Source organism: Thermolongibacillus altinsuensis (genome assembly GCF_004341205.1).
Taxonomy (GTDB): Bacteria; Bacillota; Bacilli; order Bacillales; family Anoxybacillaceae; genus Thermolongibacillus; species Thermolongibacillus altinsuensis.
In genome coordinates, this window is sequence record NZ_SLUL01000004.1 from 236,965 (window position 1) to 251,191 (window position 14,227).

Annotated in this window: 13 protein-coding genes and 1 tRNA gene; 2 read left to right on the top strand and 12 right to left on the bottom strand. The window is 39.5% G+C overall.

Features of this window, described 5'->3' with window-relative positions:
• Positions 1 to 289 precede the first annotated feature (289 nt).
• From trmL to queG, 3 genes are all read right to left on the bottom strand, one after another.
• Positions 290 to 763, bottom strand: coding sequence for a tRNA (uridine(34)/cytosine(34)/5-carboxymethylaminomethyluridine(34)-2'-O)-methyltransferase TrmL (gene trmL, locus EDD69_RS05385; RefSeq protein WP_132947938.1), 474 nt, complete (start codon positions 761 to 763; stop codon positions 290 to 292).
• Positions 764 to 819: 56 nt separating this feature from the next.
• The gene (locus EDD69_RS05390; protein WP_132947939.1) at positions 820 to 1,680 is read right to left on the bottom strand and encodes an amidase domain-containing protein; all 861 of its coding nucleotides are present in this window, start codon (positions 1,678 to 1,680) and stop codon (positions 820 to 822) included.
• Between the two features lie 62 nt (positions 1,681 to 1,742).
• Complete coding sequence (gene queG, locus EDD69_RS05395; protein WP_132947940.1) at positions 1,743 to 2,882, bottom strand: tRNA epoxyqueuosine(34) reductase QueG; 1,140 nt, start codon at positions 2,880 to 2,882, stop codon at positions 1,743 to 1,745.
• A gap of 76 nt (positions 2,883 to 2,958) precedes the next feature.
• Here queG and EDD69_RS05400 point away from each other — a divergent pair, with 76 nt between their 5' ends.
• Entirely contained in the window at positions 2,959 to 3,621 is a 663-nt protein-coding gene (locus EDD69_RS05400) for a B3/B4 domain-containing protein (RefSeq protein WP_132947941.1), read from the top strand.
• Between the two features lie 95 nt (positions 3,622 to 3,716).
• Here the strand turns inward: EDD69_RS05400 and EDD69_RS05405 are convergent.
• From EDD69_RS05405 to EDD69_RS05415, 3 genes are all read right to left on the bottom strand, one after another.
• Positions 3,717 to 3,790: transfer RNA gene (locus EDD69_RS05405), tRNA-Gly, on the bottom strand.
• Positions 3,791 to 4,302: 512 nt separating this feature from the next.
• The gene (locus EDD69_RS05410; RefSeq protein ID WP_132947942.1) at positions 4,303 to 4,785 is read right to left on the bottom strand and encodes a hypothetical protein; all 483 of its coding nucleotides are present in this window, start codon (positions 4,783 to 4,785) and stop codon (positions 4,303 to 4,305) included.
• A gap of 272 nt (positions 4,786 to 5,057) precedes the next feature.
• A complete protein-coding gene (locus EDD69_RS05415; RefSeq protein ID WP_132947943.1) occupies positions 5,058 to 5,687 on the bottom strand; it encodes a LysE/ArgO family amino acid transporter in 630 nt (209 codons plus the stop codon).
• 138 nt (positions 5,688 to 5,825) lie between these two features.
• Here EDD69_RS05415 and EDD69_RS05420 point away from each other — a divergent pair, with 138 nt between their 5' ends.
• Entirely contained in the window at positions 5,826 to 6,575 is a 750-nt protein-coding gene (locus EDD69_RS05420; RefSeq protein WP_424565334.1) for a sulfite exporter TauE/SafE family protein, read from the top strand.
• A gap of 67 nt (positions 6,576 to 6,642) precedes the next feature.
• On the opposite strand, the gene EDD69_RS05425 is transcribed toward EDD69_RS05420, so the two are convergent.
• The 6 genes from EDD69_RS05425 to EDD69_RS05450 form a co-directional block, all read right to left on the bottom strand.
• Entirely contained in the window at positions 6,643 to 7,491 is an 849-nt protein-coding gene (locus EDD69_RS05425) for a sugar phosphate isomerase/epimerase family protein (protein ID WP_132947945.1), read from the bottom strand.
• A gap of 32 nt (positions 7,492 to 7,523) precedes the next feature.
• Complete coding sequence (locus tag EDD69_RS05430; protein WP_132947946.1) at positions 7,524 to 8,168, bottom strand: SDR family oxidoreductase; 645 nt, start codon at positions 8,166 to 8,168, stop codon at positions 7,524 to 7,526.
• Between the two features lie 47 nt (positions 8,169 to 8,215).
• On the bottom strand, positions 8,216 to 9,160 hold the full coding sequence (locus EDD69_RS05435) for an LLM class oxidoreductase (protein ID WP_132947947.1): 945 nt from the start codon (positions 9,158 to 9,160) through the stop codon (positions 8,216 to 8,218).
• Positions 9,161 to 9,324: 164 nt separating this feature from the next.
• The gene (gene mnmA, locus EDD69_RS05440) at positions 9,325 to 10,437 is read right to left on the bottom strand and encodes a tRNA 2-thiouridine(34) synthase MnmA (protein WP_132947948.1); all 1,113 of its coding nucleotides are present in this window, start codon (positions 10,435 to 10,437) and stop codon (positions 9,325 to 9,327) included.
• 103 nt (positions 10,438 to 10,540) lie between these two features.
• Positions 10,541 to 10,951 (bottom strand): RrF2 family transcriptional regulator, encoded by a 411-nt coding sequence (locus tag EDD69_RS05445; RefSeq protein WP_132947949.1) that lies wholly within the window; start codon positions 10,949 to 10,951, stop codon positions 10,541 to 10,543.
• 230 nt (positions 10,952 to 11,181) lie between these two features.
• Positions 11,182 to 13,932, bottom strand: coding sequence for a dynamin family protein (locus EDD69_RS05450; RefSeq protein ID WP_132947950.1), 2,751 nt, complete (start codon positions 13,930 to 13,932; stop codon positions 11,182 to 11,184).
• Positions 13,933 to 14,227 lie beyond the last annotated feature (295 nt).

A 14,227-nucleotide genomic window follows, 5' to 3' on the forward strand; every position in this document is an offset into this window, starting at 1 on the left:
GATGTCTAACATTATGATTAATACAATGTATGCGAGGATGTCCGTAATCATTCGTTAAATAATAACGATGTAATTGCTTACAATTTCCTTTCAAACCACTATAAACATAGGCTATAATAAATTTATGTACATGGGCACTTTATAAAGGAGGAGAAAAAACGATGAGAACACTTCTTGTCATGGGCGTCATCATCGCATTTTTAACAGCCATTTTCACAGCTGGATACAATGATAAGCCAGAAGTGAAAAATTAAAAAAATCGAGCGACTTTCTTAGAAAGTCGCTCGATTTAAAATACTCCAGGAAATCCTTGTTGTCTTAACGCTTCATAGACAAGAATGGCGGCTGTATTGGACAAGTTGAGAGAACGAACTTTGTCGTTCATCGGAATCCGCAGACAGCGCTCCATGTTATTTTCAATAATCTCCTTCGGCAATCCGCTTGTTTCTCGTCCGAAAACAAAAAAATAGTCTTTATTTACATCGCTATAGTCAAACGAAGAATAATATTTTTTCCCAAATTTCGTAATAAAATAAAATTCGCCTTCTTTGTATTGATCAAATACTTCTTGTAATGAATCGTAATATTTTACATTGACATATTGCCAATAATCAAGTCCCGCACGTTTCAGCATTTTATCATCCGTTGAAAACCCCAATGGTCGAATCAAATGCAATGTCGTATCCGTCGCCGCGCAAGTTCGCGCAATATTTCCCGTATTTGCAGGAATCTCTGGTTGATATAAAACAACGTGTAAAGCCAATGTCTTCACCTCAAACCGAATGTAGTTCTATGCTAAACGATATTATATCAATAATTTTAATGCCGATCGATAATGTGAAAAAATTTGTATTGAATACTCGGAGTATACGCGGTTGAATCTTCGTACGACCAATATCTCATTCGACTATTGGATGTATGAGCATTGACCAGCGGCATCCCTTTTCGATCCTTCGCCACCACAATCGTTGTATGATCAAAACGCCCATCTCCTTGAAAATCATAACAAATGACATCGCCAAGAAACAACTCGTCTGGAGATTTTTTTTCAATGGTTTGTATTCCTGTTCGCGAACCGCTCAAATGCCAGCGAAACGAATGAGCAACTGCCCAGCTATGGCTCCATTGATTGTTTTTCATCCACCATCCTTTGATCCGGTTGGGATAGCCAGTCATTGGAATGCCGCCCGCATATAAACATTGAGAAATGAAATTGGTGCAATCGACCGCAAATTTTTTGAATGCCGGATTGTAATCATTCCACCACGTTTCCGCATAACGAACAGCAGCTAGACGGTCATATTGATAGCGGACCGGCTCGCCGATTTCTCTTTCATTATTTTTCGTCGGCACATTCATCTCCATATTCGCAGAAACAACCTCATCCTTTACAAGCTCTCCGTTTTCAAATAAAGCTTGGCGCATTTCGATTTCCTCTTCAACGTACATCCAGCCGCTTTGCCGAATAAAAAATTCATAATGAACCACATAGTCAACAACCGTTTGCTGATGGATTTTCTTCTTTTGAATAATGTTTCCTTTCGCCTGACACTTGACGATTTCCGCATCCCGCTTTTTTAGCAATTGCTTTTTTCTTTCAAGCATCCAATCCTCTTTTTTTACATCGTAAACGAAAGAACGAACCCGATCATGTAATATTTTTTGCAAAACTTTTCTCACAACGTTCACCACTTTTTTCTTTTTTACTACTTTACTACCTTATGTGATGAACGAAGGAAAAACTACTTGATCTCTTGAAGCATATGGATTCCTTTTTCAATTTCTTTGATGACTTCTTCATCCTTCTCTTCTTGCTTTGCCTTTTTCAATTCATCGATGACGCGCTTATTTCCGATTTTCCCTAAAGCCCAAGCAGCTGTTCCGCGAATGACTGGACGCGGATCTTCTTTTAATAGCTTCAATAAATCATCAATCGCCGTTTCATCTTTATAATGGGCCAATGCTAAAATGGCATTTCGCTGAATCGGCTTTTTGCCTCGCCATGCTCCTGAAAGATGCCCAAATTTTTCTTTAAACTCACGATTGCTCAAATGAAGCAAAGGTTTTAACTTCGGCTTCGCAATCTCTGGATCTGGTTCCATTTCCGGATGAAGATGAAAGTCTTTCCCTTTGTTTTTTGGGCAAACGAGCTGACATGTATCGCATCCATAAAGACGGTTTCCAATTTTTTCACGAAATTCATCCGCAATAAATCCTTTTGTTTGCGTTAAAAAAGCAATACAGCGTTGGGCATTCAGTTGCCCTCCTTGCACAAGCGCACCCGTCGGACACATTTCTACACATTTATTGCACGTCCCGCATTGATCCTCGATCGGAGTATCAGGCGGAAACGGGATATTCGTGATCATTTCCCCTAAATATACATAAGAGCCAAACTCAGGTGTAATAATGGAACAGTTTTTTCCGCTCCACCCGATTCCAGCCCGTTCGGCCACCGCTCGATCGACCAATTCGCCTGTATCCACCATGGATTTCAGTTTCGCATTCGGAACTCTTTCTAAAATAAACTGTTCCAGTTTTTCTAAACAATCGCGCAAGATACGGTGATAATCTTGTCCCCAAGAAGCGCGGCAAAAAATCCCTCTTCTTTCTTCTCTCGTGCTTCTTGGCGCATTTTTCATTTTGGATGGATAAGCAAGAGCGATCGCAATAATCGAACGAGCATGAGGCAAAAGGAGCGAAGGGTTTGTCCGCTTCTCAATATCAGGCTCTTCAAAACCCGATTGATATCCTAACTGTTGTTGCTGATAAAGCCGCTCTTTTAATTCTGTAAAAGGATCCGCGCTCGCAAATCCGATTTTATCAATTCCGATCGTTCGGCTATATTCAATAATTTCTTTTTTTAGTGCGGCTACATCCATCGTCCATCCCTCCTTTCGAAATGAGAATCCACTTGTGATAAAATTAAAAAAAACAAAAAAATAAGGAGTGGAAAATATGTTGACTCTTTCTAACGAATTAAAAGAGAAGATCCCTACATTTAAAGTTGGAGTCATTACATACAAAGATATTATAGTCGGTCCATCGCCAAAAATGCTAAAGGGAAAACTTCATCAATTTCAAGAGTTGACTTACTTTGACTTGCAGGAAACATCGGTAACCGAATTAGAAGAAATTAAAGAATGGCGATCTGTTTTTAAACAAGTAGGCACAGACCCAAACAGATATCGCCCTTCTTCCGAAAGTTTACTTCGACGCGTTCAAAAACAAAGCTTTATTCCATCGATTCATTCTGCTGCGGATGTGAATAACTTTTTTTCTTTATATTATAAACTCCCGATCGGCATTTATGACCTAGACCGCGTGTCTGGAAACATTTCATTGACAATCGGTTCCTCATCGGATGAGTATATCGGAATTAATGAGCGAACCATGAATTTTGAAAACAAACTCGTAACCAAAGATGAGCTTGGCGCATTTGGAAGTCCGATTGTTGACTCAAAACGAACAATGGTAACAACCGAAACAAAAAACGCGATACAAGTGGTCTATCTATGCCCATCGATGGATCGAAACCAATCTGAACAAATCGTGGATGCGATTCAAAAGATGTTCATTCAAATTCACGGCGGAACCGCAAATGCGGAAGTAATCGAATAAACAAAATAAACAAAAAACGGGGATTGTGCACAAAACAAAAAACGCAATGCCCCGTTTGCCCAAGAAACGAAACACTGCGTTGTCCCCGTATGTAATGGAGCGGGTGATGGGAATCGAACCCACGACATCAGCTTGGAAGGCTGAGGTTTTACCACTAAACTACACCCGCACGTTATTCGGTTTTATAACCATCATTTTCATTTACGCACCTGTCATGCCTCTTCCTCTGCCAGCTTACTCAAAGCAGCCGGATGCGTCGAGGCAACTCGTAGCCTATTCATGGCAGGTTCGCTCGTGGCTGAGGTTTTACCACTAAACTACACCCGCACGTTATTCGGTTTTATAACCATCATTTTCATTTACGCACCTGTCATGCCTCTTCCTCTTCCAGCTTACTCGAAGCAGCTGGATGCGTCGAGGCAACTCGTAGCCTATTCATGGCAGGTTCGCTCGTGGCTGAGGTTTTACCACTAAACTACACCCGCACGTTATTCGGTTTTATTGTCATTGAACGCGGAAAAAGTAGAATTTTGTCGAATGAACATTTAAAATAAAAAACAGGATCAAACCTGTTTTTAATGTCATTCCCTTACTGACACTAAAGATTATATAGTTAGTCTCATTTTGAGTCAATACTTTTTTATTTTTTTATTTTTTATAGTCTGTAATACCTACATTCTTTTATAGTGAAAAATTCGTATTTGGTATTTTACTTTTATCGCTCCAATCATGATCTACTAACCATTTTTCATCACTGTTAATCAACGTAATTTGACCTGTTTTATGAACGGAGTGTACTTCATTTCCATTTTGATCTTTCAACAGAATCGTTACGTTGTAGTCATACATGACTCTGTTTTTTTCTTTCTTTTTCTCTTCAAGAGAAATGTCTTTTACTTCTATATTCACTTTCAAATCTTTTGCTACATCTTGTGCCATGTATCCTTCACGATTGGTCCTAAATCGTTTCAATTGTTCAGGAGTGAGATATTTCTCCGCATTTTTCGCAATATCCGGGATGTTTTCATAGTCGTCTATTTGGTACTTGGCTGTAATGAATTGCTTCGCAACTTCTTTGGGTTCATCTTCTTGAGATTGACTACAACCGTATACTCCTATTAAAAGGAAGCTGATAATGGTTAGAAAGGAAATCATTTTTTTCATGTTGATCAACCCCTTAATTTTTATAATATTCAGTTTTTATTATACAATAAAATCTATATTTAGAAAAATGTCCCCAGAGAATCCCCTACAAAATCCCCATTATTTTGCAATACCAAGCAATAGGATCCCAACCCCCAAATAAAAAACCGATACCTCAACCGATGAACCTCTCCCACCTACACTTCGCTTAGAGGCGGTAGACTTCTCGGTGAACATGTTAAAAATAACCAGTTCATGTATATATCAGTTGCGATCCTGATTCGATCATATCTTTATTCCGTTAAGGAAAAACCAAGATAAATCGCTGTCCCCCACATAACGATAGCCAAGATCTTATTAAGAACCACCATCAAACGCCCGGACTGATCTAAATGCCCTGTTATTCTTCCCACCAAAGCTAACCCTGTAAACCACAGCCAAGAAACAACAATACATGCTGCTGTGAATGCTATTTTCTCCATTCCAGCATACCGCAATGAACTTGTTCCGATTACGCCTACGGTGTCCATGATTGCATGAGGATTGAGTAATGAAACAGAATCAGCAAAAGCCATTTGTTTTTTCGGTGTAAAGATTTCAGCGGATTCACCATTTCGATTAGGTTTACTCTTCCAAGTGATCCACCCCATATATATTAAAAATAAAATCCCCACACCCATAAGCACTGTCTTGAACCAATAAGACTCCCATACGATGACAGACACTCCTAATACAGCTAACAAAATCAAAAAAGTATCACATATCGAAGCGGTAATAACGGCTGGTAATGCTTTGGCCAATCTCCCTTGAACTGCGCCTTGGTTAAAAACAAATACATTTTGTACTCCCAATGGTAGAATTAAACCAAAAGCAAGAACAAAACCATGAACAATTGCACCATCATATCGGCTCTCCTTTTTTATTGCTAAATGTTAATTTTTTACTTGACAGTATATCATTCTTCCAGTTTATTTGCTATAAATGTCTTAAGAGAAACTTTAGAAAATTTAGTATAAAATCATACAACATTTCATGAACGGATTGGAATTGAGGGGATGATTTTGGAGACATCATTTTTCTTGTTGACACTGATCGGCATTTTATCTTCTTTTGTAGGAACATTAGCTGGCGGTGCGGGATTGATTACGTTACCTGCTATGATGCTAGTAGGAATTCCTATTCAAACCGGGATTGCAACGAATAAATTTTCTACTGGTTTTGCCTCGTTAACAAGCATATCGTATTTATTGAAAAATAAGGAATTGGATGTAAAAACCATCATCAGCACCATATTCCTTTCATTTATCGGCGGCGTGATTGGAGCGAGTGTTACTTCAAGTATCAGTGAAAAAACGATGAATTCAGTTGCTCTTGTATTGCTGATCTTTGCGCTGTTTGTCTCATTAAAAAATAAACAATGGGTCTCTTCTGTTCAAGTTCAAAAGAAAAAGCCAAACATGATCAGCAAATGTTTGTCGTTCTTGATCGCTGTATACGACGGAGGATTCGGACCTGGGTCCTCTACGTTTGCGATTTTGCATTATATGAGTCAACAACATACATATATAAAAGCAGTGCAGCTGACGAGAGTTTTCATTTTCGGAAGCTGCTTAGGAGCTTTTATTGTCTATTATCAAACCGGTTTTGTCCAATGGCACTATGCGATTGCGATGGCGATTGGTTCCTCACTCGGCTCGCAGATTGGATTGCTTGCGTTGCCACGCATCCCTTTAAAAGTTGCCCAATTGATGCTTGTTTCGATTATTGTTCTATTAATAGGTGAAATGCTTTATAAGCTTGCATCATCATAAGTCTATTCACAGTAAAGCACCCCGCTGTTGATCGTTAGCGGGGTTGCTGTTATTGTGGTCTATTCCATTATGGAGTTAATTTTAAATCAGCCCAATGTGGATGTGCTTCAAGTCTACGTTCCATATCACGGAACGCTTTGAGTGAACGGCTTAGCTTACTGTAAGCATCGCCGCCTTCACTCCAGCCTTGGTAGCCAATCATTCCGTTATAACCCATCTTTTTTAACTGCCCAAGTAACGCAAAATTATCTAACTCCCCGGAGTCCAAAGGCTCGATTGTTGCCACTCCGCCAAAACCGTGTGGATTGCGGCGGCTGCCAGAAATGTTCACTTGTTTCAAGTAAGGGGATACCGCTTGAAGCGTAGCCGATAGATTGGTTCCATCCACTGCGTACCAATGGTAGCCGCAAAACACAATGCCGAGATTAGGATGATTGAGACGCTTGCAAAGTCTCACTGCATCTTCATGGCGTTCAATCCAGAATGATAGGTGTGTGTAAAGCAAGATATTAATGTTTCTTCGCTCGGCAATCTTCAGTGCTTGTTCCAGCCACTTCACTGCGATGTCGTCCCCTTTAGGGTCTGAAGGGGGGATATGATGTCCGACAGATTGAATCGCCAGCTCGACTGTGGAGCATCCCTCCATAATCTCCAACATTTTTAAAATGCCCTTATTTCTTGGGTGTTCCTCACCTAGTGAAAGATCTAATACAACGTACACGCCAGCGACGTCCAGACCATATTTCTCCTTAACGTTTTTGAGCTTTTCTACATCTCTCCACCGTTCTCCGTGCCAGACGGATAAATGTGTTGCGTCATACCCGATCTCTTTTAACATTTCACACCGAGCTTCAAAGCTATAAATGCCCATTGAGTTATAGAAAGCAAAATCCATTGCATAAAATTTGTAAGCCATATTTCTAATTTCTCCTTTTCATTGAATGTTCCTTACAGCGATTTCAACGCTTCAGCAATCTCTGTATCGCCTGACATTAAATCGAATGCTTTTTTATACGTATTTGGCTCATCAAGAGACTGAACGATTGTTCTTGCTACATCTTCACGTGGAATGCTCCCGCCATTTAAGTTCTCTGCTGCAGTAACCAACCCCGTGCCTTTTTCGTTGCGCAGATAACCAGGACGAATAATCGTATAATTTAATCCGCTATTCATTAACATGCGGTCAGCATAATGTTTGGCGACATAATAAGGCTTAAGGTTTTCCGGCCAGTTCTCACGGTTGTGGGCTTGGAATGAGCTCACCATGATAAATCGTTTAATTCCGACTTTTTCGGCAGCTTCCATTGCTTTTACAGCACCGTCTAAATCGACAAGCAATGTTTTATCTGCTCCTGTGTGAGCTCCTGAACCAGCGGAGAATACGATTGCGTCACAACCTTTGGCTGCTTCGGCAATTTCATCGACAGCACCTTCCAGATCAGCGAGTACCGCTTCAATTCCTTTTTTCTGAAAAGCCTCCAATTGCTCTTGTTTTCGAACCATCGCACGAACGGTGTGTTGTTCATGCGCATGAAGCATGCTCACCACTTGTCGACCTACTTGCCCGTTAGCGCCAATGACCAAAACTTTCATCCCATATCCTCCCTCTCTTATATTGATGGCTTTAAGATTGTTTCTCATCATGATAAAGCCGGAAAATGCGGAAGCACAAATTCACCTAATTCTTCAATCACTTCTTCTACTGGGCGTTGGCCATATTTTAAATTGATGATGACATGGTTCACACCTATATCTTGTAAAGCTGCAAGAAATTCGATAACGAAATTTCGCCCCGCACGGAATCCAAGATGAATCGGGATTGGTGCATGATTTGGGTCTTCTGTTAAATCAATATAAAGCGATTGGGTAAATGGCTTAAATTCCTCTGTTAACGAACGCCAATTGTCGATTAATGTTTTTTGAAATTTGATTCCGCGTGGATAGTAAATCCAACCATCACTATGTTCAGCAATCCATTCAGGAGACTGTCCGCTGTGGCCTGTCACCATTAATGGGATGTCTGCCAATTTCGGTTTTGGTAAAATATCTGCATTTGCCAGATGCACTCGTGTAGAGTCAATGGTCGGAAAATGCTCTTTCCATGCTTTTCTTATGACAGACACTGCTTCTCGGAATAATTCGCTCCGATCTTCTGGATTCACAGCGAACGCTGGAAACTCGATTGGCCGGTCCCCTGTTGCGACACCGAGAATGAGTCTCTCACCAGATAATCTATCTACAGAAGCTGCAGCCTTTGCCACATGAAGAGGGTGGCGCAGCGTTAAAATAATGCTTCCCGTTCCTAAGGCAATCTTTTCTGTGTTGGCCGCAACATATCCTAAATACGTAAACGGATCATACATTTGCCCGACATCACCGAAATTAGGATCGCGTAACGGTACATCCCTCACAAATAATGAAGCGAAATTGAGTTCTTCTGCTCGTTTTGCTAACTTCATTTGCTTTTCTATATTCATCTCAGGGACGTCACCCATATATGATTCAATCGGAAAGAACAACCCTAAAGTCAGTTTGTTTTCTTGATACATGCGTGAATACCCTTTGTGATTTTTGAATTTTTCCATTGTTACCACTCCTTAATCAAAAGGTGATCTATAGCTTAATTACGTTATGCCACACCTGAAAGCTTTAATGCTCACTGAAAACCTCTTCTGGATCTAGCCGATAATACAACACTGATATGAACGATATTTATCTTTTGTAAAAAACAAATATATTAACGATTTTTTTACGATGCGACAGCAGCAATGGCTGCATCATCTTTTATCACTTTGTCAATAATGGCACTGCCAAGACAAATCTCATTGTCATAAAATACCGCTACTTGTCCTGGAGTAACAGCTTTAACTGGTTTTTCAAATTCTACAAAGACTGTTCCATCCGGACGAATATGAACACGTACTTTTTGATCTTCTTGACGGTAGCGGAATTTCGCTGTACATACAAACGTACCCGGGCGAGCATCCCCATTTATCAAGTTAAGGTTAGATGCAATAAGACCGGTAGAGAACAATGCCGGATGATTTTTTCCTTGAGCGACGAGTAAAACATTGTTTTCTAAATCTTTATCGACGACATACCAAGGTTCGCCTGTTCCTTTGCCGCCGATGACAAGTCCTTTTCGTTGGCCAATTGTGTAATACATCAACCCATCATGAGTACCCAGCACTTCCCCATCGAGTGAACGAATTTCTCCGGGCTGCGCCGGTAAATAATTCTTTAAAAAGCTTTTGAAATTTCTTTCTCCAATAAAACAGATTCCAGTACTATCTTTTTTATTGGCGGTAATAAGGTTCAATTCTTGAGCGATTTTTCGCACCTCATCCTTCGTTAATTCTCCTATTGGAAACAGAACTTTAGACAAATGGTCTGCCGTTAATTGGCTAAGAAAATACGTTTGATCTTTATTGGAATCTTTTCCACGCAGCAAGGTGATTTGTCCGTTTTCTCTTTTGATTCTTGCGTAATGACCAGTCGCGATATAATCAGCATCCAGTGAAAGGGCGTAGTCAACGAACGCTTTAAATTTAATTTCGGTATTACATAAGACATCTGGATTAGGTGTTCGACCTCGCTTCAGCTCATCTATGAAGTACGTAAATACACGATCCCAATATTCTTTTTCAAAGTTCACACTATAGTAAGGAATCCCGAGTTGATCAGCTACTCTCCTAACATCTTCATAATCTTCCGCTGCCGTACATACGCCATCATCATTGGTATCATCCCAGTTTTTCATAAATACACCGATGACGTCGTACCCTTCTTTTTTAAGAAGGTAAGCAGCTACAGAGGAATCCACCCCGCCCGACATTCCGACGACCACTCGTTTTTTCTTCAACCTTATTCACCTCTCTTAAACTGAAATGTTTTTTGTTACAGTTATATTTAAAAAAAAATTTATTTTGCACAACTAACAAAAAGTATTAGTTGTGCCTTTAAAGCTAACTATTATTGATTTCATCAACGATATCTTTAATCGTCACACCTTTTAAATAGTTTAAAAAGTGTTCTTCCGCATTGTGAAAAATGCGAATGAGTATATTTGATAAGTTTTTACCTATTGGACAATTCTCATTGGAATCAGGGCATTTCGGTACAAGCGTTCCCTCACTAGTGATTTTAAATATTTTGTCCAACGTAATATGTTCAGGTGGATCGTTTAAAGAAAATCCGCCTTTTGCCCCTTCTTTGGAAGTAATAATATTTTCTTTCCTTAATATGCTCAAAATTTTCCTCAACCTTACTGGGTGGACAGAAACGCTTTGAGCGATGTCTTCACTGGTCACTCGTTGGTTTTGCTTTTGGGCTAGATAAGCGACACAGTGAACGGCAATCGAAAAATCGCTATTCATAATGAACCTTCCTCCTAAATGTAATAATAATGATTACAGTTTATATTGTCAACTCGTAATTAAGTGAATAAAGTTTTGTTTCCGCCCCCTCATGGCATGTACTCTTATTTTACTCCTTCTTTCAAGATTAATCTAATAGGTGTCCGATAAAGCAGTGGGCGTGTTGTCTTGTTGTCCACACTATAAACGAAAAAATCGGCCTCATGGACCGATTTTTTCGCTAAATCTCATTATGCGTGAAAAACTCCTTTTGCGGAAATGGTAATCCACTCGTATTGGCGGAGTTTTACTTCAAACAATGTTAGCGGATCGCGGTACGTTTCCGGATTCGATCTCATTTTCTCCAGCTCTTCTTCTTTTTCCTCGATTTCTTTTTTCGTTTCTTCTACAGCTTGATTCAATACGACAAACGGATTTCGGAAGAAGAACGAAATATCTCGTTCCAGTGATTTCTCAAACAATTCAAATGGCAGAAGCAACTGGTTCATAATGGATTCGGCAACGTCTAAATAATCCTGATTTTCAACAAACTGCTTGTATTTGTGATATAGCATCTCATTGTTTTGCTGGAAGACTCCAAACAACCTGCCGGCACTTTTCAATAAAATTTGATACGGTGTACGGCGGAGAAAAATATTTACCTTCTCCATTTGCACGCCGCTCGTCATCCGGTCTGCATCACGGAGCCAGTCATCAAGCACTTTAAAGTCGCAATTCAGCTTAAGCCGCTCTTCCCCATACATCCCATTAAATCCATCGCTTATTTCATCCAGGAAAGATTGACATTGATTCAGTTCATCATTTGCTTTTAAAATCCATTCCTGAAGAGAACGATAAAGTTCAGGCAAGACCTTATCAGTTACATAAGCATGTGCTCTCCGGTTCATCTCATCATTTAGTTCAAAGTGAATGTTACGGAAATCACTGTCTTCTTGAATCAGATCAGAACATTCTTGTAAAATTTTTGGAATATTTTCCGATAGATCCGCTCTGATTTCCTCCAAGACTTTACGGAACGTTCTCGTGATCATTCGCGTTTTTTCTTCTTTCAAATCAGTTAATTGATTGATTGCGCCACTTAGCTTTGTAGCCATTTCTTCATTCCATTTAATGGACTCGACCAGGCTTTTTTCCATTTCCGTCCATTTATCTAATAAATGCCTGATTAATTTACGAATAAAGATTAATATTTTTTCAATTCGATCCTCTTCAGCAATTGGTCGGTTCAAGTCTTTCAAGAACTCTGCTAGATCATTTTGTTGTTTTCTGCTTCTTAAATGTGATGAATAGGCAAACACCTGAGCACGAGGAAGAAATTCCCGAACTCTCGAACGAGTATCCTCAACAATTTGGGCAGCTTCTTGTTCATCGTAAATTTCATCAATTTTATTGAGCAGAAAATGAATTGGAAGATTAGGCGCATATTTCCGAATCTGCATTATAATCTCTTGTTCTTTTTCGGTAAAAGGATCGTTCGCATCAAGAACAAATAATAAACTGTCGGCAAAATGCAGATATTCCAACGCTTCGCCTTCCATACGATTACGGTCGCTAAATCCAGGCGTATCAATAAGAGCCAGCCTGTTTTCCTGCAAAATTGGCGATGGCAGAGAAAACTCAATAATCGCATTGTTAAAAGCCTTATTCAGCCGTCTATCTACTGCCTCCTGGAATTCATGGAAACCTGAAAATGTTGTTAATTCTTCATCGGATATTTTTCTAATCTCCGTCTCATCATCCCCCTTAAATACAATGACGGAAGATGTCGGAACGGTTAGGATATTTTCTCCGAGGACCGAATTGATAAAAGAAGACTTTCCATTTCCGGAAGTTCCAGCAACCAATAAATGATGTGTTTGAAAATCAACCAGTTCTCGGATGATCCATCTGAAGCGGTGACCTGGATCAACATGCTGCTCCTCCGCCCATTTTACGATGGAATCGAATAATGTTAGGCTGTATTCCAAACCGTCTGTCTCATTGCGAGAATGGAAAATAAGATTTTCGGCATCATTGACAACCTCTGGGCTAATGCTGGATGGAAATTTCTCGCTCCACGCCAATACCGCCGCAGAAGCGAATAAAGCATGAGAATAATCGGCTATTTTGATCCAGTTCGTTAAGAGATTCGGAATAATCTCTTCCAATTCTTTCATTAAATACGTTCCATCGATCAATTCAAAATATGTTTCTTGATAAAGTGCGGACAGTTCTTTCCACGATTGTTTCCGATTTGCGTCCAGATTTAAGAAAAGATGATTAAATTCCCGCAGCCATGAAAAATAGGAACGCTCGTTTCTGTAACCATTCCATAATGCATGGACCATCTGTTCAAATCTTGTCTGATCCACTCCGTATAACACGGCTAAGCATTTTGAAAAATAATGCGGTTCAAAGGCTTTTGTTAATCCTTGTTCTGCATAGGATTTTAAAATATCAAACCAGCGATGGGACTCTGTGCGGATCGCTTCATTTACTGCCAGTTCAATTGCGCTCTTCCAATCCTTGTGTTTTTCGAAAAAGGCACGAGCAATGTCAGTAACATTCGGATAGTCCGGATTAGAGGATACCGCTTTTTTAATCACTTGATCCGCTTTTTCAATCTTACCTTGATCTATGTAAAGCGAAAATAATTGCAGTGCAACTTCTGATTGTAAGACACTGCTTTCCGTATCAATGGATTTATAAATCTCTTCAGCTGTTGATAATTGTCCGAGTTCATAATGACAATCCGCTATATTTTTTTTCGCCCACGGTTCTAAAGCATTATGAACGTTTTCCCATTTGAAAATAGCCGCTTCATAATCTTTGTTATGAAAATATACTTCTCCTTGGGCAAAACGAATGGCGGAAATATCCGCTGTCCCATCTTTATACCCGGCAAGAAAAGCTTCGCCGAGCACACGGACAGGATTTTTTTCACCAGCTTCCATAAATGTTTCATAAAATGTTTTTTTGATCAGTTGATTCTCTAATGTCATGTTGATCACCCAACCTATATATTTTAATCAGTATATTTTACATACCGTATGATATAGTTATGAAAACTTTTGGCCTTAGGTATTCTAGCAGACTTACTTTTATATAAAGTTTCAAAGTGATTTCATTTATAATACAGATTTTTATCATCGTGTAAAATTTCAGCTAAATTATGCTATCAATTGAATTGAAATGTAAAAAAAGCAACACAATCCTTAGTGTAGGACTCTTTTTGCTGTTTATCGGCTTTATACACATTTATTTTTATTACGTTCATTGGCATATAGAGAGAAAAGA